This window comes from Pseudomonas entomophila (genome assembly GCF_023277925.1).
Classification (GTDB): Bacteria; Pseudomonadota; Gammaproteobacteria; order Pseudomonadales; family Pseudomonadaceae; genus Aquipseudomonas; species Aquipseudomonas entomophila_D.
In genome coordinates this window covers 2,355,133-2,375,533 of sequence record NZ_CP063832.1, presented here as the reverse complement: position 1 = coordinate 2,375,533, position 20,401 = coordinate 2,355,133, and the positions used below count along the sequence as shown (strand labels likewise).

At 60.5% G+C, this 20,401-nt stretch carries 19 protein-coding genes; 6 read left to right on the top strand and 13 right to left on the bottom strand.

Annotated elements, in window-relative coordinates; translation table 11 throughout:
- Window positions 1-100: 100 nt before the first annotated feature.
- Both IM733_RS10305 and IM733_RS10300 read left to right on the top strand, forming a co-directional pair.
- Complete coding sequence (locus tag IM733_RS10305; RefSeq protein ID WP_248920759.1) at window positions 101-511, top strand: hypothetical protein; 411 nt, start codon at window positions 101-103, stop codon at window positions 509-511.
- An 89-nt stretch (window positions 512-600) separates the two neighbouring features.
- Window positions 601-1,101, top strand: coding sequence for a DUF6714 family protein (locus IM733_RS10300; protein ID WP_248920758.1), 501 nt, complete (start codon window positions 601-603; stop codon window positions 1,099-1,101).
- A 46-nt stretch (window positions 1,102-1,147) separates the two neighbouring features.
- On the opposite strand, the gene IM733_RS10295 is transcribed toward IM733_RS10300, so the two are convergent.
- A complete protein-coding gene (locus tag IM733_RS10295; RefSeq protein WP_248920757.1) occupies window positions 1,148-2,194 on the bottom strand; it encodes an NAD(P)/FAD-dependent oxidoreductase in 1,047 nt (348 codons plus the stop codon).
- Window positions 2,195-2,402: 208 nt separating this feature from the next.
- Here IM733_RS10295 and IM733_RS10290 point away from each other — a divergent pair, with 208 nt between their 5' ends.
- On the top strand, window positions 2,403-4,595 hold the full coding sequence (locus IM733_RS10290; RefSeq protein WP_248920756.1) for a TonB-dependent receptor: 2,193 nt from the start codon (window positions 2,403-2,405) through the stop codon (window positions 4,593-4,595).
- 87 nt (window positions 4,596-4,682) lie between these two features.
- On the opposite strand, the gene IM733_RS10285 is transcribed toward IM733_RS10290, so the two are convergent.
- Window positions 4,683-5,384 (bottom strand): hypothetical protein, encoded by a 702-nt coding sequence (locus IM733_RS10285; protein ID WP_248920755.1) that lies wholly within the window; start codon window positions 5,382-5,384, stop codon window positions 4,683-4,685.
- Between the two features lie 316 nt (window positions 5,385-5,700).
- Entirely contained in the window at window positions 5,701-6,489 is a 789-nt protein-coding gene (locus IM733_RS10280; protein ID WP_248920754.1) for a response regulator transcription factor, read from the bottom strand.
- Window positions 6,490-6,628: 139 nt separating this feature from the next.
- Here IM733_RS10280 and IM733_RS10275 point away from each other — a divergent pair, with 139 nt between their 5' ends.
- On the top strand, window positions 6,629-7,732 hold the full coding sequence (locus tag IM733_RS10275) for a polyamine ABC transporter substrate-binding protein (RefSeq protein ID WP_248920753.1): 1,104 nt from the start codon (window positions 6,629-6,631) through the stop codon (window positions 7,730-7,732).
- Window positions 7,733-7,835: 103 nt separating this feature from the next.
- Window positions 7,836-9,047, top strand: a complete 1,212-nt coding sequence (locus tag IM733_RS10270; RefSeq protein ID WP_248920752.1) for a contractile injection system protein, VgrG/Pvc8 family — start codon at window positions 7,836-7,838, stop codon at window positions 9,045-9,047.
- Between the two features lie 52 nt (window positions 9,048-9,099).
- Here the strand turns inward: IM733_RS10270 and IM733_RS10265 are convergent, their stop codons facing one another.
- The 5 genes from IM733_RS10265 to IM733_RS10245 form a co-directional block, all read right to left on the bottom strand.
- Window positions 9,100-9,486, bottom strand: a complete 387-nt coding sequence (locus tag IM733_RS10265; RefSeq protein ID WP_248920751.1) for a hypothetical protein — start codon at window positions 9,484-9,486, stop codon at window positions 9,100-9,102.
- Entirely contained in the window at window positions 9,476-10,135 is a 660-nt protein-coding gene (locus tag IM733_RS10260) for a hypothetical protein (RefSeq protein ID WP_248920750.1), read from the bottom strand. The genes IM733_RS10265 and IM733_RS10260 overlap by 11 nt, the downstream gene beginning before the upstream one ends.
- Before the next feature lie 62 nt (window positions 10,136-10,197).
- Window positions 10,198-10,665, bottom strand: a complete 468-nt coding sequence (locus tag IM733_RS10255; protein WP_248920749.1) for a hypothetical protein — start codon at window positions 10,663-10,665, stop codon at window positions 10,198-10,200.
- 147 nt (window positions 10,666-10,812) lie between these two features.
- Window positions 10,813-11,082 (bottom strand): DUF3077 domain-containing protein, encoded by a 270-nt coding sequence (locus IM733_RS10250; protein WP_248920748.1) that lies wholly within the window; start codon window positions 11,080-11,082, stop codon window positions 10,813-10,815.
- 141 nt (window positions 11,083-11,223) lie between these two features.
- Entirely contained in the window at window positions 11,224-11,469 is a 246-nt protein-coding gene (locus tag IM733_RS10245; protein WP_248920747.1) for a hypothetical protein, read from the bottom strand.
- 490 nt (window positions 11,470-11,959) lie between these two features.
- Here IM733_RS10245 and IM733_RS10240 point away from each other — a divergent pair, with 490 nt between their 5' ends.
- A complete protein-coding gene (locus IM733_RS10240; RefSeq protein ID WP_248920746.1) occupies window positions 11,960-12,814 on the top strand; it encodes a hypothetical protein in 855 nt (284 codons plus the stop codon).
- Window positions 12,815-12,995: 181 nt separating this feature from the next.
- Here the strand turns inward: IM733_RS10240 and IM733_RS10235 are convergent, their stop codons facing one another.
- From IM733_RS10235 to IM733_RS10215, 5 genes are read right to left on the bottom strand one after another with little or no spacing between them, the layout of a single operon-like run.
- Window positions 12,996-14,597: an ABC transporter ATP-binding protein gene (locus IM733_RS10235; RefSeq protein ID WP_248920745.1), complete on the bottom strand. Its 1,602-nt coding sequence runs from the start codon at window positions 14,595-14,597 to the stop codon at window positions 12,996-12,998.
- A 1-nt stretch (window position 14,598) separates the two neighbouring features.
- On the bottom strand, window positions 14,599-15,618 hold the full coding sequence (locus tag IM733_RS10230) for an ABC transporter permease (protein WP_248920744.1): 1,020 nt from the start codon (window positions 15,616-15,618) through the stop codon (window positions 14,599-14,601).
- 1 nt (window position 15,619) lies between these two features.
- On the bottom strand, window positions 15,620-16,693 hold the full coding sequence (locus IM733_RS10225) for a microcin C ABC transporter permease YejB (protein WP_046854817.1): 1,074 nt from the start codon (window positions 16,691-16,693) through the stop codon (window positions 15,620-15,622).
- Window position 16,694: 1 nt separating this feature from the next.
- Window positions 16,695-18,527: an extracellular solute-binding protein gene (locus tag IM733_RS10220; protein ID WP_248920743.1), complete on the bottom strand. Its 1,833-nt coding sequence runs from the start codon at window positions 18,525-18,527 to the stop codon at window positions 16,695-16,697.
- Window positions 18,524-20,356, bottom strand: a complete 1,833-nt coding sequence (locus IM733_RS10215; protein ID WP_248920742.1) for an extracellular solute-binding protein — start codon at window positions 20,354-20,356, stop codon at window positions 18,524-18,526. Before IM733_RS10215 ends, IM733_RS10220 begins: the two co-directional genes overlap by 4 nt.
- Window positions 20,357-20,401 lie beyond the last annotated feature (45 nt).

The following is a 20,401-nucleotide window of genomic DNA, read 5'->3' as shown; positions in this document are numbered from 1 at the left end:
TGATTTTTTTGTTGGTGATGGGGGTTAATATTTGTTTTTGGGTGGTGGCCATAGTGCTCTACCATTGGGGTAAGGCTAAAGGTTGCGCACTGTAGATGCTATGTCCGGCTTGGATTTTAGGTTAGTTATGTGGCGAATGTATTTTCTCTGGATTGTGAAGCTTTTGTTAGCGATTCCGGCAGTTGCGGTGTATTCCTTTTTCTGCTTCTTGGCATCGCATGGAGATGGCCTGACGGGGCTTGAGATTTTCAGGCATGTGATATTGGTTACCGGCTTGATTCCGCTCTGCTCGTGGTGGGCGGTGATTTTCATGAGCACGTCCGCCACGGTGTGGAAAACTGCGTCTATCGCTTTTTTGATAACTGTCTATCATGTTTTTCTCTTTGCGGTTTCTGCGCATCGTGATGGTTTTGAGTATTGGTCTGTTCAGTTCGTTGAGTTTGTAGGGTTTTACATTCTGATTCGGAGCCTTGAAAAAGGTGCAGGCAGAGTTGGAGGGGGAGATCGGTAGGTTTATGTTTTGCTCCGACTGCGGTGGGCGGTTGAATACGAAGGTGGCGTCGGTGCTGTTCGAAATTGCCAGTATGGGAGTGTAGTGTTATGCAAGGAGAAACGATTGGCAGACGGCTGCTCAGTATCCGAAGAGAGGTGGAGGCTGCCTTTGGTAAGGCAGAGCCGCCAGAAGCTGATCAGATTGTAAAATCTCGGTATCCGGAGCCATTACAGATCCGTGATTACTTTGCAGGAAAGTGCTGGTGGGGGCTTAGCCTGAAAGATTTTTGTGAAAACTATGTTGGGGATGAATCCGCTTGTCTCAGTTTTATGGCGCCTGCAGGCATAAAATATTATTTGCCGGCTTACCTGTTGATGGCGACGGAGAGTTACTATGAGGGCGATATCTTGACTCAAATGTTGTCATGGAGCATGCAGGGTTATGTGAAATATGATTCGCACTATGAGTTGAGCTCATTGAGCCTGCCACAGAAAAACGCCGTCGCCAGCGTGATGAGTTTTATCTGGGAAGCGTATGACGACGAGGATGCGGAGGCCGCTTTGGAGACCATAGCGGAATGTTGGCAGATCTCTCCCAAGACAGAATGAAGGTCGAGGAGGGGTCTCTGCGCTCGATCCCCAAGGCGCGCATGCGTTACACCGGACGGCAAGGCAACAGGTGAGTATGTGTCTTGCCATCGACAATCTCTTCGCTGACCAACCTGCCCACCACCGCCGCCAGCGTCACGCCCGGGTGCATCACGCATAGGTAGACCCCCGACACCCCCGGCAGATAGCCAATCAGCGGGATACCATTTTCAGGCATCGGTCGCCAGCCAACGCATGCCGTTTCAAGTTCAAGGCCGCTCAAGCCTTCGAGTTCGCCGCAAATGGCCTCTGCCGTGCGCCGTGCCACCACCTCTGGCTGCTGCTCCGGGCCATCGCCCAGATAATCCTCGGCCGCCAACAGCCAACCCTCTGTCCCTTGCCTGACTTCCATGGCCGCGTTCGAAATGATACCGCGCACCAGCCCGGGCCGGGCGCGGTAGCGGATGAAGATCGCGGGAGAAGGCCCGATGGCAAGTGGTACCCCCAGCGCACCTGCCAGCGCCGTGCAGCCGTTGCCGGCAGCCAGCACCACCCGATCGGCTGCCAGGGGGCCTTGGGAGGTGTTCACGCCCGACAGGGTGTCGCGGTCGAACCTCATACCAAGCACCTGGGTCTGCGTCAGTACCGTGGCGCCATGGGCCTTGGCGCCTGCGATCAGTGCATGGGCTACGGCCACGGCGTCCAGCGCGCCTTCCTGCGGCGCATGCATGGCTTGCTCGGGCGGATGCCGAAGGTTGGGCTCCAGGTCGCGGATCCGTTGCCGGGAAACCACCACCGTGGACGCGGCGTCCGGCTCAGCAAGGGAAAGCTGCGCGTAGCACAGCGAACCCGTCCAGCGCACGGCCAGGCCAGGCAGCTCGCGCTCGAGGCGGCGGTAGTCGTCGATCGCGGCCTTGCGCAGCGGCGCGATGGCTTCGGGCCCGGCAGCGCAGGTGTTGACCCAGGCGAACGAGCGGCCGGTCACGCCCGAGGCGATCTCGCCAGCTTCCACCACCGTCACCCGTGCCCCTTTGCGGGCCAGGTGATAGGCGATTGACGCGCCGACAATACCGGCACCCACCACGATCACCCGCATTCCGTCGCCTTGGCTCATCGCAACCTCCTGTTCGTCGAGGCGCCGATCATACCTCGGGGAGGCAAGCGCCCTGTGCTCTCTCTGCGGATCCACTCGATGGAATTGGGTCGGCTCGATCCACCGTTGATCCCGAAGATGGCATAACGCAATTGGATAGGTTGATGTTTGCGCATGCGAAGCATTACCATTCACACCCTCATTTAATTCCCCTGTCAGGATCCCCACGATGGCGCCGCGCTTCCCGTCCCGCCCAGCCCTGCTGGCGCTCTGCTGTTCCGTCACCTTGATGGCGCAGGCCGCCGAGCCGATCCAGCTCGAGGCCACCGACGTCAACGCCGACGCCGTCAAACCCGCCCCGAACGCATTGCCCGAGGCCTTCGCCGGTGGCCAGGTCGCCCGTGGCGGGCAGATGGGCGTGCTGGGCAACCAGGACAACATGGACGTGCCGTTCACCCTGACCAGCTACACCTCGAAGCTGATCGAGGACCAGCAGGCCGAGGACATCGGCGATGTGCTGGCCAACGACCCGTCGGTGCGCGAGTCGTATGGCTTCGGCAACCAGTCCAAGGTCTTCGTGATCCGTGGCCTGCCACTGGCGGGCGACGACATTGCCTTCAATGGCCTGTACGGGATCCTGCCGCGCCAGATCATGTCCACCGACGGGGTGGAACGTGTGGAAGTGTTCAAGGGCCCCAATGCCTTCCTCAACGGCGCGAGCCCGACCGGCACTGGCCTGGGCGGCAACGTCAACCTGCAGCCCAAGCGCGCCGGCGACACCCCGACCCGCCGCTACACCCAGGACATCAGCAGCGACGGGCGCATCGGCGAGCACCTGGACATCGGCCAGCGCTTCGGCGAGGACAACCGCTTCGGCGCGCGCCTGAACCTCAGCCAGCGCGAAGGCGAAACCGCCGTCGACGACGAGGACCAGCGCACCAAGCTGTTCGTCGCCGGCCTGGACTACCGTGGCGACGACTTCCGTCTTTCCACCGACTTCGGCTACCAGAAGCAGCGCATCAACCACCTGCGCAACTCCGTGCGCCCCGGCACCGCCACCAAGGTGCCCACCGCGCCGGACGCCAGCCACAACTACGGCCAGGACTGGACCTATAGCGAGTCGGAAGACACCTTCGGCATGGTCCGTGGCGAATGGGACCTGAACGAAAGCTGGACCGCCTACCTCGCCGGTGGCGCCCGCCACACCCGCGAGCACGGCACCTACGGCACGCCGGTGCTGGTGGGCAACAGCGGCACGGCCACCCTCGGTGGCTCGGACATCGTCCACGGCGAAGACAACACCAGCTTCAGCGCCGGCCTCAATGGCCGTTTGCAGACCGGCCCGGTCAGCCACCAGATCGCCCTGGGCGCCAACACGATGTGGACCCAGGCGGAAAACGCCTACACCTTCTATCGCTCGACCACCGGCAACACCAACATCTACAACACCGGCAAGTTGCCCCGGCCCACCGATGTCAGCATGACCGGCGGCGACATGGGCGACCCCGGCGTGACCGGGAAAACCCGCAACCGCAGCATCGCCTTGTCCGACACGCTGGGCCTGTTCGATGACCGCCTGTTGCTGACCTACGGCATACGCCGCCAGCAACTGCGCGTGGAGAACTACTTCTACGACGGCACCACCCCTAACAGCCCCAGCAACCCTTCCAAGGACGGCAGCCGCAACGGTCCTGCCTACGACGAGGGAATCACCACGCCGGTCTACGGCATCGTGTTCAAAGCCACCGACAGCGTCTCGCTGTACGCCAACCGTATCGAAGGCCTGGCCCAGGGCCCGACTGCGCCGACTAACGTGGTAAACGCCGGCGAGATGTTCCCGCCAGGGCGCACCAAGCAGCTCGAGGCTGGTATCAAGCTCGACAAGCAGACCTACGGCGCCAACCTCGCCGTGTTCCGCATCGAGAAGCCGTCGGACGGCTACACCCTCGGCAACCGCTTCATCCGCGATGGCGAGCAGGTCAACAAGGGCATCGAGCTGAGCGTGTTCGGCGAGCCCATCGACGGCCTGCGCCTGATGGCTGGCGGCACGCGCATGACCTCGGAGCAGAAGAAGACCCTCAACGGCACCAACGACGGCAACCACGCCATCGGTGTGCCGACCTTCCAGCTCAATGCCAGTGTGGATTGGGATGTGCCAGGTGTGCCGGGCCTGGCGCTCAATGCCCGCATGCTGCGCACCGGTGGCCAGTTCGTCGATGCCGCCAACAACCTCAGCCTGCCGACCTGGAACCGCTTCGACGCCGGCGCCCGTTACAAGCTGAAGCTGGCCGAGAAGGACCTGACCTTGCGGGTGAACGTAGAGAACATCACCGACAAGAACTACTGGGCCTCGGCCAACGGCGGCTACATGACCCAGGGCGATCCGCGGTTGGTGAAATTCTCCGGCACTATCGATTTCTGACGCGGCCTTACCTGATGGAGCGGCCGTGCGACGACCCTGTGGGGCTCGCACGGCAGACCGCTATCGCCCCTGAACCGCCACGGCAGCTTAATCGTCGAAACCCTGTTCCAGTTCGAGCCCGTATTGAAACATCGCCATGTCCATGATCCGCGCGGTAGGGTATTGACGCTCAAGGCGTCCGGTGTGCAGGGGCAGGGGAGGAACGGCGAGTTCCTCGACCAGTTCCGCCAACGCGGCAAGGCCTTTGCCACTGGCATTGGTGATGGAGGAACGGCGAGGGAACAGATCGCGGCATGCCGCGATATAGAAGCGATCGAGTGCCGGACACTCACCCCAGACGCCCATCAGGATCTTGGTCTTGAGGGTGTTCGTCCAGGAGACGTTGGTCGCCAGGGACTCCATGGAGCCCAGCACGGAATCCAGCAGTTTCTGATGTTGGGCTCGATGTGGGTTGTCAGGTCCGAAGTCTTCCAGCGAGAGCTCCAGCAACTCGGCACCCTGACCTTCGAAGAGCAGCTTGGCCAAGGCCTTCATCAGGTCCAGGTTGCTGTTCTGCAGCAGCCCCGAGGAGCCCCGGAACATGCCCCAGTTCGCCAGGTAGAAACCGATGTGCAGCGCGGTCGTCTCCAGCTGTGTTTTCGATGTCAGATCGGACCAGTGGGTGCGGGAATCGTCCCAGATGTACTCATAGAGAAATTCCCAGGCTTTGAGCCTTGGATAGAGATTACCTGGCGCCGGCTGGATGTTGCTGTAGTAGGCCTTGGCGTAGTGGTGCACATCAAAAGTCATCGGGCAACCTCCTGTCGCGATTTGGGAGGTGGCATTCTAGGAGCGCATGGTTCGCTAGTCGACAGTTGCGGCAGGCTCGGATGACCCGTGACTTACCATGTCGCTATCAGGGGTAGTCAGATGCTCGATCCGTAACGAAGCCACCGTGTTGTGTTGACCGCACTGGCCCGTTCGCCGGCAAGCCGGCTCCTACCTGTGCGGCTTGGCATCTATGGGGTAGCTGTAGGAGCGGGTTTACCCGCGAACACCGGCGACGCCGGTGCCATACACAATGTGGCCTGCTTCGTGTCACTCGGGCCGCTGCTGTACATCGTGGTCAAGGGGCTTTCGGGTAGGCGCGGGGCATGAAGAACCGAGTAAACAACTCAGACTGTGACTTGATATTCAGCTTGGCGTAAATGTTGCGGCGGTGAACTTTGATCGTTTCCGCCGAGAGCGCAAGCTTGCCGGCTATCTCCTTGTTGGAGAACCCGCTCAACAGCAGCCTGAGCACATCGCTTTCCCGCGTCGTCAACTGCGCACCCAGCTGGGCCAGCGTTTCTTGCCGTGGCGCTGGCTCGGCAAGGTTTTTCTCGGCATCGCTTTCAAAGCTCATGCGCTGGTGCATCAAGGCTGTCACCCAGGGCTTGATGATGTCGAGAATGGTGATTTGCTCTTGGGTGAAGCGCACCTTGCTACCGATGGAAATGCACAGCGTCCTGTCGGCGTCGAGCTGCACGTTGTACTGTGCCTCATCCACCGAGATGTACTGGGCAAAGTACTGGTGGTAGTACTCGGTCTCTAAGAAGTACTCCGGCGCGATATCCAGCAAATGGAAGAAACCGCTCTGCGGGTGCTCTCGGTTGGCGATGTAGAACGGGTCCAGCAGATACAGCTCCGTCACATAGCGGTGAATGAACGCATCCACTTCTTCGGCATCGGCCACTTCAGGCAGGCTCACCACTTCCACGTGCTGGCTGCCGAAAATCAACACCACCCAGTTGTCGATCTGCACGTATTCATTCAACACCCGAACCAGCGAACTCCAGAACTCCGGCCGGTTCAGTTGCATGATCAGCTTGCCGATTGTTCGGTGCCACGCCAGTCCATGGAGGTCGAACGGCATTTTCTACCCCTTTTGGGTTAAGGATGCGTAGGCCAGAGGTAAGTATTTCGAGGTATTTACTCTCCGGGTATGGCCGGTATAGTCGGTGTCAAGGCTTGGGATGGCCATGAGACAACAATCGTCTGGACAAGGATGTTGCATGAGAACGTCACGTTTGCGAACCCTTTTTTCGGCCTCGCTGCTCTGCGCGGCGATCAGCACCTCGGTGGCGGCCGCCGAGCCCGGGGTGCACCTGTACAACTGGTTCGGGCTGCTGGCGCCGGAGACCCCGAAGGCCTTCGAGCAGGAAACCGGCACCCGCGTGCACATGGACGCGTTCGACAGCGCCGACATCATGCAGAGCAAGGTCATGGCCGGGCGCACCGGGTATGACGTGGTGGTGGCGACCTCCAACGTGTTGCCCACCCTGATCGCAGCCGGCGTGCTTCAGCCGCTGGACCGTGCGCAGTTGGGGAACCTTGCGCATATCGACCCGGACATCCTCGCCCAGCTGGCGGTCAATGACCCCGGCAACCGCTACGCGGTGCCCTACCTGTGGGGTACCACCGGCATTGGCTACGACATCGACAAGGTCAAGGCGGCATTGGGTGATCAGGCGCCGGTGAACAGCTGGGACCTGATCTTCAAGGAAGAGAACATCAGCAAGCTGAAGGCGTGCGGCGTGGCGATGCTCGACTCGCCCAGCGAGATCATCTCGATTGCCCTGAACTACCTGGGCCTGCCCAGCAACAGCAGCAACCCCGCGGATTACCAGAAGGCACAAGACCTGCTGATGAAAATCCGCCCGTACGTGCTGTATTTCGACTCGTCGCGCATCGACACCGACATGGCCGACGGCAATATCTGCGCGGTGGTGGGCTGGGCCAATGGCGCCCTGGCCGCGCAGGCGATCAACGAGAAGAACAACACCGGGCGCCGGATCACCTACAGCCTGCCCCGTGAAGGTGCGCTGGTGTGGTCGGAAAACCTGGTGCTGCTCAAAGATGCGCCCCACCCCAAGGAGGGCCTGGCGTTCATCAATTACATGATGCGCCCGGAAGTGATTGCCAAAACGTCGAACCACACGCTGTACCCCAACGGCAACAAGGACGCCACCCAGTTCGTCGATCAGGCACTGCGGGACAATCCCTGGATCTATCCCGACAAAAAGACGGTCGCCACGCTGATTCCACTCGAGCCACTGCCGTTGAAACTCGAGCGAATCCGCACACGGGTCTGGACCAAAGTGAAAAGTGGCGTTTGACCTGACCTGAAGTTTCGCCTGCAGCCCGATGCCTGCCTCCGTATTCAGGGAGGCAGTGGTTTCGTGCGCCTAATCCTTGGCTTATGTAGAGAGGGAACAGCGGATGTTCAGCCCAACTCGGCAGACCCACTTCAGCTTGACCATCGACGGTGTAGAACATGGACTCCACGTACTCGCGTTCAGCGGAGAAGAGGCCATCAGCAGGCCGTACTTCTTCAATGTGGAACTGGTCGGCGAACGGGCTGACCTGGACCTCGACAGCCTGATCGACCGCGAGGCGTTCCTGGCCTTCGACAGCCAGGGCAATGGGGTTCATGGGCGGGTCTACCACATTGCCCAATGTGGTGAAGACTCGCGCTACAAGTTGGCCCTGGTGCCGCAACTGTCCTACTTGCGCCACCGCATCAACCAACGGATCTATCAACGGTTATCGGTGCCAGAAATCGTTGCCTTGATATTGGAAGAGCACGGGATCCTGGGCGATGCCTACCGGCTTGAGCTACGGGCGAATTACCGCGCACGCGACATCTGCACCCAGTACGACGAAACGGACCTGCATTTTGTCCAGCGCCTGTGCGAAGAGGAGGGTATCCACTTCCACTTTCAACACAGTGCGCGGGGGCACGTGCTGGTGCTGGGCGATCACCAGTGCGCCTTTACCAGAAATGGCATTCCGACGGCCTACAGGCAAGCGCCCGACAGCGTCGCCGACGAGCCGGTGATCAAGCACCTGATGGAGCGCCACCACGCGGCCTGTCGCCGAACGGAAGGGCACAGTGACCAGCCGCGCTTGGCCAGTGGCCATGTGCTGGAAATCACTGGCCATCCGCACAACGCGTGGAACGCCCCCTGGTTGCTGACCCAGGTTATCCATGAAGGCCGCCAGCCACAGTTGTCCGGTGAACACCTCGCCACTGGCAACGAGGGCGAATTTTATCAGGGCTACCGTAATCGCTTCACGGGGTATGCGTGGCACGCGAGCTACCGTCCGCCGTTGGCTCACAGGAAGCCCCAGGTGTCCGGTAACCAGACTGCGGTGGTCGTTGCCGTGGAGGATGAGGCGGCGCGCAGTGATCGGCGCCTGGCCAGGGTCAAGGTCGAGTTCCCCTGGGACCGCGAAGAGCGCGTTGGCGACACGCGCAGTTGCTGGCTGAAGCTGGTCTCCGATTGGCATTGCCAAACCACGCCGCCCCGGACGGGGATGGAGGTCAGGGTGACTTTTCTTGAAGGTGATCCCGATCAGCCGCTGATCAGTGGTTGCGTGTGCTGCAGCTGTCAGGGGCGGGGATTGGATGGCGTTAGTACGGGCCAATGACTATTGGCTTGGATCTGTGAGGTATTGAAATGCAGTTGATGCATGGGGCCGGCTATACATCCCCATGCAAGCCTTCTGCATCCTGCCAATACAGGGTTCGCTCGAATTGAAAGCTGATCAGGAAGCGTGAGCCTGCCCGCGCAATGGCATTGGCAATCTTGTCCAGGTCCGCCATGGGTGAATGCGCTTGCGGCCCAGGCCCTTTGATCCTGATGCTGCAACGCGTGGCGACCTGGAAGTCGAGCCCTTTGGTGTCTTCGGCATAAAGAGCGTGGTCGGTGATGTCGAAGTCGGCGGTGAGGCTAAGCCATGACGCGAAACAGGCTTCCAGGTTGTCGATTGAGTGTGTGAGTTCAATCGCCCCGGCTTCTTTCAGTGCGTTTGCCAGCGTTGATGCGTCAAGTGCCGCATCAGCTTCCAGGAACAGATCAAGGCTCATTGACGTTACCCTCGGCCGACGCTTCAAAGCGCTGGGCGACCCAGCATTCCGCCCCCAGGTGCAGGTAGGTGCCACCCAGCCGCCATAGTTCGAAGTAGGCGGAAAAGTCGATGTCCAGTGCAATCAGCGGCGCGGCGATGTACCAGGCCAGCCCATAGTCTGCCGCGATGCCATACCAGGCCTCGAACAATGCATAGTCGGCGGCGGTATGGCAGTTGGCGGCTTGGCGAACCGCATCGCCCAATGCTTCGCTGGCCCAGGTGCCCGGTATATCGAAGTTGTCGATGGCCTTGAGGTCTGCCATGGGTGTGCAGATCACCCGCGCATTGCGAGTCAGGGCCATCAGCTCTGCATCACCCGTGCGCTCGAAAAAGTCGGCTTGTACATCCAGCCAACGCCGGGCGGCGGCTGCCAGTTGTTCGGGGGTGCCACGTTGCGAAGGGAGCAGATAAAGGTAGGGAAGCGTGCCGGCGGCCAGCACTTCGAGCGTGCGCCTGGCCAGTTCGGGGGCGTGCTCGAAACCTTCGAGGATGGTGGCCACCTCGTGTGGCTGGCCATGCGCCTTGAACAACGCGATGAACTGGGATTTGTCGATATCGCTACGGCCGTCGACCAGGGCGCGCCAGTCATCCAGCAGGGAGGTGTCCATACAGCTTCCTTGGTTATAGGCGCAGGCATTGAGCATTGGTTGTTGCAACAGGGTAGCGATGGTTATTGACCGACACACGCCTTGATCAGCCGACGGTGCTCACTCAGTGCATGGTTGAAGTCGCTGAGGTTGAAGCTCACCGCTTTGCTGTCTGGATACCAGTGCATGGAAGCACCCACTTCCAGCCCGCCGGTGGCGCTGTGCCCGAACCGCCGCCAGTGCACGGTATCGTCGTCGATCACCTGTTCGGTCATCAGCGCGAAGCAGTCGAAGTTCATGTCGTCGCTGCACACCAGCAGCGGTACCAGGGTGGAGGTGCCATCCGCGGCGGGGAGGATGCGCCGGTTGGCGAGGGCGTCTTCTTCCTCGTCCAGCAACCACATCAAGGACAGGCCGCTGCGTTCGAGATCAGGTTGGTCCAGATGCTTGGCCAGCCAGACCTCGATGGGCACATCATCGATGGCCAACCAGGCACAGGTGCTGCGGGAAAAACAGGCTTTGTGGCAGATGGCGGTGAGGCGGTGGTGCATGGGGCTTCCCTGGCGTGGTGTGAAGCGGTCGTGATACAGGAAATGCTTGCCGATGCCAATGTCATCGTCGAACAACACCCTTGTGGGAGCGGCCTTGCCGACGCCTCGGCAAGGCCGCTCCCACAGGGCCCGCATGCACCAGTGAAATCAGTGCTTCATCCCCAACTCCGCATCATCCATCAGCGCCTTGGCCAGCGCGCTCAGGTAATACGACGCCCAGATCAGTTGAGGCTTGTCCTCCATGATCCCGGTGATGGTCAGGTCGCACACGCAGCCCATCAACTCCGAAGCCTGTTCCCGTGCATGCTGGCACGGGATGCCGGATTCGATGCAGAACAGCGGGTCGGTATGCTTTGCACCCTGGTAGAACTTGGTCTTGCCCACGGTGGTGTGGGGTGTGGTGTCGTCTGTGCTCATTGCTCGATCTCCCTGAAAGTCTCGATGCCTGGCCTGGCCCATTCGCCGGCAACGCCGGCTCCTACAGGCGAATCGCGCCCCAGGTAGGAGCCGGCCTTGCCGGCGAACAGGGCCCGCCCAGGCAACTCACGACATACCGGCTTAATGCAACGTCGGAGGCTCCACCTGCGGCATCTGCACCTGAATCAACGCCGATTCGAGCAGCACCCGCAGCGCCTCCATTTCATGCATGGCGGCCATGACCAGAATCGACACGGGCGACTTTGGATGCAGCAGAACAGCCTGATGTGCCACGGTCTGCGCGCAGAGAGCGTACTCCGTGGCCTGGATGATGGTGTCTTCGAGGGAGTGGTGGTTGTGGGGTGGATCGGGGACGATCTTTAACATGTTGAGCTCCTATATCCCTAAAGGAGCCACCACCTGCCCGCTGTCAAACAGAAGGGTGGCAGCTGTACGTGGGTTGACAGACCGGCGGACATAGGAAGTTCCGGCGCACGCAAGCGTGCCCGCACGTACAGCTGCCATTGAAGGTGCTGCATATCCTAGTACCGTCGCGGCCTGTCAAAGCCGGTCGCTGGATTCAGCGACTTGCCGAGAGTAGGACGATGTTTGAGTGGTCGCAACGGGAAAAGGCTTGTGGGAGTATGTTTGGGAAATGGACTACACGAAAGGGGTTTAATCTGACTTTGGTCGATAGCTTGAGCGGTTCAAGGTTGCTTGGCATCATCAAGGTTTGAGTTTCACGTCAGCAGTTTTCTTTTTGATGTCAATGTGACATCATTGTAATTTGAGTGCTACAAAATGTTGCGGTGTCGCGCAAAGGGTGGGCTTATACAAGTGTATTGGCTCGCGATGAGTAATGCATTAAAGGGCTATTATGTTTTTTTTGATTATTGGTGCAATTGTCATAAGCATTTTTTCGGTTGGTTTGGCAATTCATTATGCTGTTTTGTTAAAGAGTCAGGCGCAAGAGTCATGTCAGGAGAAAGAAGTTTATCCGTTCAGTCCTTTTTTAATTGGATGGGGTGCGGTGTGTGTAGTTGGGTTGGTAGTGCTAATTTTTTTTGGATTTGTTGATGAGGATTTCGAGTTGGCGTCGAATATGGGGCAGATCGGCGATTTTGTTGGTGGCTTGACAAATCCGGCTTTAAGTTTTATTGGTTTGATAGTTCTTTTGAGGACGACTATTATACAGTCCGGAGAGGCCAGGAAGACAACGAAACTTTTAAAGTCTCAGCAAGAGCTTATGGAAAAAGAGAAGTTTGAAACTACATTTTTTCTTTTGCTTGACAAGCTGGAGTCGTATTGTGAGATTCATCTCAGAGTGGAAAAAAACAACTTAACCGTTGAGAAGCAAAAGTCTAAATGGGTTTATTCTGTTTTTGAGAAATTGAAGTCTGAGAGTGTAAGGGGTCAAGTTAGGTTAAGTCGAGAATTTTTGAAGGAAAAAATCTCTACTGATATGTTGATAGGGTTTTCAAATAGAGCGTTGCGTGTTATGAGGTTTGTTGATCGCGCCAAGGTTTCAAAGGGTTTGAAGTCCTCGTATATGAATATACTTCGAGACTCACTTCATCCCGGAGAGCGAATCGTCTTGGCTGCGTATAGTTATGTGAATTGTAGGCATTCAAGAATGCTTATAAGGAAATGGGGGTTGGTTGGTACAATTAAGTCTCACTGCTTTAGTTGTCCGGCTTTGCAGCGATATTTTCAAAGTAAATCCTTGGGCTAATAGTTTTTTTGTGGTTATTTTGTTTGTTTATGGTTTCTAGGTTTTCTGGGGCTTTTGGGGCGCGTATGGCAGAGTGCTTAATGGCGCCACTGAGGTGATTGTTATTTTGGTATGAATTTGTATTCTCTGATTTCGGAAAATGGCTGTTATCTGGTTTGTTGATTTTCCTTGTATTTTTCGATTAATGGTTATCAATGAAGGCCGCCTCCAACAACTGCCTCGTATACCCATGCTTCGGCTCATGAAATATAGCCCCCGCATCCCCCTGCTCAACCACCTGCCCATGCTTGATCACCATCAACTGATGACTCAACGCCTTGACCACCGCCAGGTCATGGCTGATAAACAGATAAGTCAGGTTGTACTTAACCTGCAAATTCCGCAAAAGCTCAACCACCTGCCGCTGCACCGTCCGATCCAGCGCCGAGGTCGGCTCATCCAGCAGAATCAACGCCGGCTTCAACACCAACGCCCGAGCAATCGCAATCCGCTGCCGCTGCCCGCCGGAAAACTCATGGGGATACCGATGCCGCGTCCGAGGGTCCAGCCCCACTTCCTCCAACGCCGCAACAATCGCCGCTTCCTGCTCAGCCGGCGTGCCGATCTTGTGAATCCGTAACCCCTCGCCAACGATATCCGCCACGCACATGCGCGGGCTCAGGCTGCCAAAGGGGTCCTGGAACACCACCTGCATCTCCCGCCGCAGCGGCCGTACTTCCTTCTGGTTCAGCCCTTCAAGATCCTGCCCATGGAAGCGAATCCCGCCCTTGCTGGAGATCAACCGCAAGATGGCCAGCCCCAAGGTGGACTTGCCCGAGCCACTCTCGCCAACGATGCCCAGCGTCTGCCCCTGGGGCAGGCTGAAGTTCACCCCGTCCACGGCCTTCACATGGTCCACGGTGCGGCGCAGCAGCCCCTTCTTGATCGGGAACCACACCTTCAGGTCCTTCACCTTCAGCAACGGCGCCCCTTCGGCGTTCGCAGCCGGTGCCCCGCTGGGCTCGGCGTTGATCAGCATCTGCGTATACGGATGCTGCGGCTTGCTGAACAGCGTGGCGCAATCGGCCTGCTCGACGATCTTGCCGCACTGCATCACGCACACGCGGTGGGCGATGCGGCGCACCAGGTTGAGGTCGTGGCTGATCAGCAGCAGGGCCATGCCAAGGCGCGCCTGCAACGACTTGAGCAGGTCGAGGATCTTCAACTGCACGGTCACGTCGAGCGCCGTGGTGGGCTCGTCGGCGATCAGCAGTTCGGGTTCGTTGGCCAGGGCCATGGCGATCATCACCCGCTGACGCTGGCCACCGGACAGCTCATGGGGCAGGGCTTTCAGGCGCTTCTGCGGCTCGGGAATGCCGACCAGCTCCAGCAGCTCCAGGGTGCGCGCCGTGGCGGCCTTGCCGGTGAGGCCCTTGTGCAGCAAGAGGATCTCGTTGATCTGCTTCTCGATGCTGTGCAGCGGGTTCAGCGAGGTCATCGGCTCCTGGAAGATCATCGCGATGCGGTTGCCGCGAATACGCTGCATGGGCTTTTCGCCCAGGTGCAGCAAGTCCTTGCCTTGGTAATGGATGGTGCCAGAAGGATGCCGCGCCAGCGGGTAGGGCAGCAGGCGCAGGATCGAGTGGGCGGTCACCGACTTGCCCGAGCCGCTTTCGCCGACCAGGGCCAGGGTCTCGCCCTTGCGGATGTCGAAGCTGATGCCGTCGACCACGCGGTTGACCTGCTCGCCAGTGACGAACTCCACCGCCAGGTCGCGGACTTCGATCAGGGTGTCTTGGCTCATGTCATTTCCTCGGGTCGAAGGCGTCGCGGGCGGATTCGCCGATGAATACCAGCAGGCTCAGCATCACCGCCAGCACGGCGAAGGCGCTGATGCCCAGCCACGGGGCTTGCAGGTTGGACTTGCCCTGGGCCACCAGTTCGCCCAGCGAGGGGGAGCCGGCGGGCAGGCCGAAGCCGAGGAAGTCCAGGGCGGTGAGGGTGCCGATGGCGCCAGTGAGGATGAACGGCATGAAGGTCATGGTCGAGATCATCGCGTTGGGCAGGATATGCCGGTACATGATCGGGCCGTTGCGCATGCCCAGGGCGCGGGCGGCGCGCACGTATTCCAGGTTGCGCCCGCGCAGGAACTCGGCGCGCACCACGTCCACCAGGCTCATCCACGAGAACAGCAGCATGATGCCCAGCAACCACCAGAAGTTGGGCTGCACGAAACTGGCAAGGATGATCAGCAGGTACAGCACCGGCAGGCCGGACCAGATCTCCAAAAAGCGCTGGCCGGCCAGGTCGACCCAGCCGCCGTAGAAACCCTGCAGGGCGCCGGCGATCACGCCGACGATGGAGCTGGCGATGGTCAGCGTCAGGGCGAACAGCACCGAGATGCGGAAACCGTAGATCACCCGGGCCAGCACGTCGCGGCCCTGGTCGTCGGTGCCCAGCAGGTTGTCGGTGGAGGGCGGCGCGGGGGCGGGCACTTTCAGGTCGTAGTTGATGCTCTGGTAGCTGTAGGGGATCGGCGCCCACAGCACGAAGGCGTCTTTCTTCTCAAGCAGCTCGCGGATGTAGGGGCTCTTGTAGTTGGCCTCCAGCGGGAACTCGCCGCCGAAGGTGGTCTCCGGGTAGCGCTTGAAGGCGGGGAAGTACCACTCGCCGTCGTAGCGCACGGCGATGGGCTTGTCGTTGGCGATGAACTCGGCGCCCAGGCTGAGCACGAACAGCACCAGGAAGATCCACAGCGACCACCAGCCGCGGCGGTTGGCCTTGAAGCGCTCGAAGCGCCGGCGATTGAGGGGGGAGAGGGCCATGTCAGTGCTCCCGGCTGGCGAAGTCGATGCGTGGATCGACCAGGGTGTAGGTGAGGTCGCCGATCAGCTTCACCACCAAACCGAGCAGGGTGAAGATGAACAAGGTGCCGAACACCACCGGGTAGTCGCGGTTGATCGCCGCTTCGAAACTCATCAGGCCCAGGCCGTCGAGGCTGAAGATCACCTCGATCAGTAGCGACCCGGTGAAGAAGATGCCGATGAACGCCGAGGGGAAGCCGGCGATCACCAGCAGCATGGCGTTGCGGAACACATGGCCGTAGAGCACGCGGGTGCGGCTCAGGCCTTTGGCCTTGGCGGTGACCACGTACTGCTTGTTGATCTCGTCGAGGAAGCTGTTCTTGGTCAGCAGGGTCATGGTGGCGAAGTTGCCAATCACCAGCGCGGTGATGGGCAGTACCAGGTGCCAGAAGTAGTCAAGCACCTTGCCGGTGGTACTGAGCTCGTCGAAGTTGTTGGAGGTCAGCCCGCGCAGCGGGAACCAGTCGAAGTAGCTGCCGCCGGCGAACAGCACGATCAGCAGGATGGCGAACAGGAACGCGGGGATGGCGTAGCCGACGATGATCGCCGAGCTGGTCCACACGTCGAAGTGGCTGCCGTGGCGCACCGCCTTGGCGATCCCCAGCGGGATCGACACCAGGTACATGATCAGCGTGCTCCATAGCCCCAGCGAGATGGACACGGGCATCTTCTCGGCGATCAGGTCGATGACCTTGGCGTCGCGGAAGAAGCTGTTGCCAAAATCCAGCTGGGCGTAGTTCTTGACCATGATCCACAGCCGCTCGGGCGCGGATTTGTCGAAGCCGTACATGCGCTCGATCTCGGCGATCAGCGCCGGGTCCAGCCCTTGCGCACCACGGTAGTTGGAACCGGCCACCGACACTTCGGCGCCGCCGCCGGCGATGCGGCTGGTGGCCCCTTCGAAGCCTTCGAGCTTGGCGATCATCTGCTCGACCGGGCCGCCGGGGGCGGCCTGGACGATGATGAAGTTGATGATGAGGATGCCGAACAGCGTGGGGATGATCAGCAGCAGGCGCCGCAGGATATAGGCCAGCATGTCAGTTGGCCTCTTGCGGTGCGGGGGCTTGGGTCACTGAGGGCGTGACGTCGGGCTTGATCCACCAGGTGTCGATGCCGATGTCGTACTTGGGCGACTTGTCCGGGTGGCCGATGTGGTTCCAGTAGGCTACGCGGGAGGTCTTGATGTGCCAGTTGGGGATCACGTAGTAACCCCACAGCAGCACACGGTCCAGGGCGCGGCAATGGTCGATCAGGCTCTGCCGGGAGTCGGCGTTGATCAACTGCTCCACCAACTGGTCGATGGCAGGATCGCGCAGGCCGATGAAGTTGCGGCTGCCGGGGTTGTCAGCGGCGGCGCTGTTCCAGTATTCGCGCTGCTCGTTGCCGGGCGAGTTGGATTGCGCGAAGCCACCGACGATCATGTCGTAGTCGCGCGAGCGCAGGCGGGTGATGTACTGCGACACGTCCACGCGGCGGATCTCGAGGTTGATGCCAAGGTCGGCGAGGTTGCGCTTGAACGGCAGCAGCACGCGCTCGAACTGGGTCTGGGCCAGCAGGAACTCGATGGTCAGTGGCTTGCCATCCTTATCCACCATCTTGTCGTCGACGATCTTCCAGCCGGCTTCCTGCAGCAGCTTGTAGGCCTGGCGCTGCTGCTCGCGGATCATGCCGCTGGCGTCGGTGACGGGGTTGTGGAAGGCGCTGTTGAACACCGCGTCCGGCACCTTGCCGCGCAGCGGTTCGAGGATCTTCAGCTCGGCGGGCGTGGGCAGGCCGCTGGCGGCCATCTCGGAGTTCTCGAAGTAGCTGCCGGTGCGGGTGTAGGCACCGTTGAACAGCTGCTTGTTGGTCCACTCGAAGTCCATCAGCAGGCTAATGGCGTGGCGCACGCGGGCGTCCTGGAACATGGGTTTGCGCAGGTTGAAGATGAAGCCTTGCATGCCCACCGGGTTGCCGTTGGGGATCTCTTCCTTGATCAGCCGGCCATCGCGCACGGCGGGCACGTCGTAGGCGGTGGCCCAGTTCTTCGCGCTGACTTCCAGGGCGTAGTCGAACTGGCCGGCCTTGAGGGCTTCGAGGGCGACGGTGTTGTCGCGGTAGGCGTCGAAGGTCATCACGTCGAAGTTGTAGAAGCCGCGGTTGATCGGCAGGTCCTTGGCCCAGTAGTCCTTGACCCGCTCGTAGCGGATCGAGCGGCCGGCCTTCACCTCGGCGACCTTGTACGGGCCGCTGCCCAGGGGGATTTCCAGGTTGCCGCGGTTGAAATCGCGGCTTTCATACCAGTGTTTGGGCAGTACCGGCAGCTGGCCGAGGATCAGCGGCAGCTCGCGGTTGTTGCTGTGCTTGAACTTGAACAGCACCTTGAGCGGGTCTTCGGCGACCACTTCGGCGACGTCGGCGTAGTACTGGCGGTACAGCGGCGCGCCGTCCTTGATCAGGGCGTTGAAGGTGAACACCACGTCTTCGGCGCGCATCGGGTGGCCGTCGTGGAAGCGCGCTTCGGGGCGCAGGTAGAAGCGCACCCAGCTGTTGTCGGGGGCTTTTTCGATCTTGCCGGCCACCAGGCCGTATTCGGTGAAGGGCTCGTCCAGGCTCTGGCGCATCAGGGTGTCGTAGATGCTGCCGACGTTGTCGGCGGGCACGCCCTTGTTGATGAACGGGTTGAGGCTGTCGAAGCCGCCGAAGCTGGACTGGCGGAAGGTGCCGCCTTTCGGTGCGTCGGGGTTGACGAAGTCGAAGTGCTGGAAGTTGGCCGGGTATTTCGGCGCCTCGCCGTACAGGGTCAGGGCGTGTTGCGGGGCGGCCAGGGCCGGGAGCGTGAGGCAGGCCAGCAGCAGGCCGCCGGCCAGGCGGCGCAGGGTGGGCGTCATTTGGCTTTCTCCGAAGTCTTCTTGATCCACCAGCTGTTCAGCCCGAGGGTGTAGGGCGGCGTGGTGACGAAGGCGAACCGGTTGCGGTAGGCCAGGCGGTGATTGTCGAGGTACCAGTTGGGGATCATGTAGTACTGCCATGAGAGCACGCGGTCCAGGGCGCGCGCGGCGGCAATCTGGTCATCGCGGCTGCGGGCGGCGAGCAGGGTGTCGAGCAGGTGGTCGACCACCGGGTCCTTCACGCCAGCATAGTTCTTGCTGCCCTTGGTGGCGGCCTGGCTGGAGTGGAAATACAACCATTGCTCGAGGCCAGGGCTCAGGGTCTGGTTCAGGGTCATCAGGATCATGTCGAAGTCGAACTGGTCGAGCCGTTGTTTGTACTGGGCGCGGTCGACGGTACGCAAGCGTGCATCGATACCGATACTGGCCAGATTTTCGACATAAGGTTGCAGGATGCGTTCGAGGTTCGGGTTCACCAGCAACAGCTCCATACGCAACTGCTGGCCCTTGCTGTCCACCAGGCGCTGGCCGTTGAGTTTCCAGCCGGCCTGGGCGAACAGGGCGAGGGCCTGGCGCAGGGCCGGGCGGCTGATGCCGCTGCCGTCGGTATGGCTGACCTGGTAGGGCTGGGTGAACAGCTTTTCGGGCAGTTGGTCACGGAACGGCTTGAGCAGTAGCCACTCTTTGCCGGTGGGCAGGCCGCTGGCGGTGAACTCGCTGTTGGGGTAGTAGCTGGTGGCGCGCCGGTAGGCGCTGTTGAACAGGGCGCGGTTGGTCCACTCGAAGTCGAGCATCAGGCCCAGCGCCTGGCGCACCCGTGGGTCGCTGAAGGTGGCGCGGCGGCTGTTCATGAACAGGCCTTGGGTTTGCGTGGGGATCTGGTGCGGGATCTGCGCTTTAATCACCTCGCCCCGGCGCACGGCGGGGAAGGTGTAGCCGTTGGCCCAATTCTTCGCCTGGTGCTCGATATAGATGTCGAATTCACCGGCCTTGAAGGCTTCGAAGGCCACGGTGGCGTCGCGGTAGAACTCGTATTCGACACGGTTGAAGTTGTACTTGCCGCGGTTCACGGCCAGGTCCTTGCCCCAGTAGTCCTTTACCCGCTCGAACACCAGGCGTCGGCCCGGTTGCACCTCGGTGATGCGGTAGGGGCCGCTGCCCAGCGGCGGTTCGAAGGTGGTGGCCTTGAAGTCGCGCTTTGCCCAGTAGTGCTTGGGCAGCACCGGCATCTCGCCCAGGCGCAGGATCAGCAGCGGGTTGCCGGCGCGCTTGAACACGAAGCGGATGCGCAGGGGGTTGAGGATATCGACGCGGGCCACTTCCTGCAGGTTGGTGCGGTAGATCGGGTGGCCGTCCTTGAGCAGGGTTCGGTAACTGAAGGCGACGTCGGCCGAGGTGATTGGCGTGCCGTCATGGAAGCGTGCCTCGGGGCGCAGGTTGAACACCACCCAGCTGCGGTCCTCGCTGTACTCGACGGAGCGGGCGATCAGGCCGTAGCTGGAGGTGGGTTCGTCGCCCGAAGGGTCGTACATGCCGGTGCCGACCATCAGCGTCTCGTTCAGTTCGCTGATGCCGTACTGCAGGAAGTTGGGCGTGGTGACCGGGCTCGAACCCTTGAAGGTGTAAGGGTTGAGCGTGTCGAAGGTGCCGAACGCCATGGCCCGCAAGGTGCCGCCTTTCGGGGCTTGCGGGTTGACCCAGTCGAAGTGGGTGAAGGTGGCCGGGTACTTGAGCGTGCCGAACTGCGCGTATCCGTGGCTTTCGCTCACCATCGCGACGGCGGGGAAGCTCAAGGCCAGGCTGAGGGACAGCAGGAGGGGACGTATCAAGTCGGCATCCGATCCAGAGGGCGTTGGGCTTGGTCGGGGTACAGT

Bases quoted from the DNA above. Each gene is read 5' to 3' on its own strand.
- IM733_RS10305 (WP_248920759.1), top strand. From the start codon at position 101: ATGTCCGGCTTGGATTTTAGGTTAGTTATGTGGCGAATGTATTTTCTC.
- IM733_RS10300 (WP_248920758.1), top strand. From the start codon at position 601: ATGCAAGGAGAAACGATTGGCAGACGGCTGCTCAGTATCCGAAGAGAG.
- IM733_RS10295 (WP_248920757.1), bottom strand. From the start codon at position 2,194: ATGAGCCAAGGCGACGGAATGCGGGTGATCGTGGTGGGTGCCGGTATT.
- IM733_RS10290 (WP_248920756.1), top strand. From the start codon at position 2,403: ATGGCGCCGCGCTTCCCGTCCCGCCCAGCCCTGCTGGCGCTCTGCTGT.
- IM733_RS10285 (WP_248920755.1), bottom strand. From the start codon at position 5,384: ATGACTTTTGATGTGCACCACTACGCCAAGGCCTACTACAGCAACATC.
- IM733_RS10280 (WP_248920754.1), bottom strand. From the start codon at position 6,489: ATGCCGTTCGACCTCCATGGACTGGCGTGGCACCGAACAATCGGCAAG.
- IM733_RS10275 (WP_248920753.1), top strand. From the start codon at position 6,629: ATGAGAACGTCACGTTTGCGAACCCTTTTTTCGGCCTCGCTGCTCTGC.
- IM733_RS10270 (WP_248920752.1), top strand. From the start codon at position 7,836: ATGTTCAGCCCAACTCGGCAGACCCACTTCAGCTTGACCATCGACGGT.
- IM733_RS10265 (WP_248920751.1), bottom strand. From the start codon at position 9,486: ATGAGCCTTGATCTGTTCCTGGAAGCTGATGCGGCACTTGACGCATCA.
- IM733_RS10260 (WP_248920750.1), bottom strand. From the start codon at position 10,135: ATGGACACCTCCCTGCTGGATGACTGGCGCGCCCTGGTCGACGGCCGT.
- IM733_RS10255 (WP_248920749.1), bottom strand. From the start codon at position 10,665: ATGCACCACCGCCTCACCGCCATCTGCCACAAAGCCTGTTTTTCCCGC.
- IM733_RS10250 (WP_248920748.1), bottom strand. From the start codon at position 11,082: ATGAGCACAGACGACACCACACCCCACACCACCGTGGGCAAGACCAAG.
- IM733_RS10245 (WP_248920747.1), bottom strand. From the start codon at position 11,469: ATGTTAAAGATCGTCCCCGATCCACCCCACAACCACCACTCCCTCGAA.
- IM733_RS10240 (WP_248920746.1), top strand. From the start codon at position 11,960: ATGTTTTTTTTGATTATTGGTGCAATTGTCATAAGCATTTTTTCGGTT.
- IM733_RS10235 (WP_248920745.1), bottom strand. From the start codon at position 14,597: ATGAGCCAAGACACCCTGATCGAAGTCCGCGACCTGGCGGTGGAGTTC.
- IM733_RS10230 (WP_248920744.1), bottom strand. From the start codon at position 15,618: ATGGCCCTCTCCCCCCTCAATCGCCGGCGCTTCGAGCGCTTCAAGGCC.
- IM733_RS10225 (WP_046854817.1), bottom strand. From the start codon at position 16,693: ATGCTGGCCTATATCCTGCGGCGCCTGCTGCTGATCATCCCCACGCTG.
- IM733_RS10220 (WP_248920743.1), bottom strand. From the start codon at position 18,527: ATGACGCCCACCCTGCGCCGCCTGGCCGGCGGCCTGCTGCTGGCCTGC.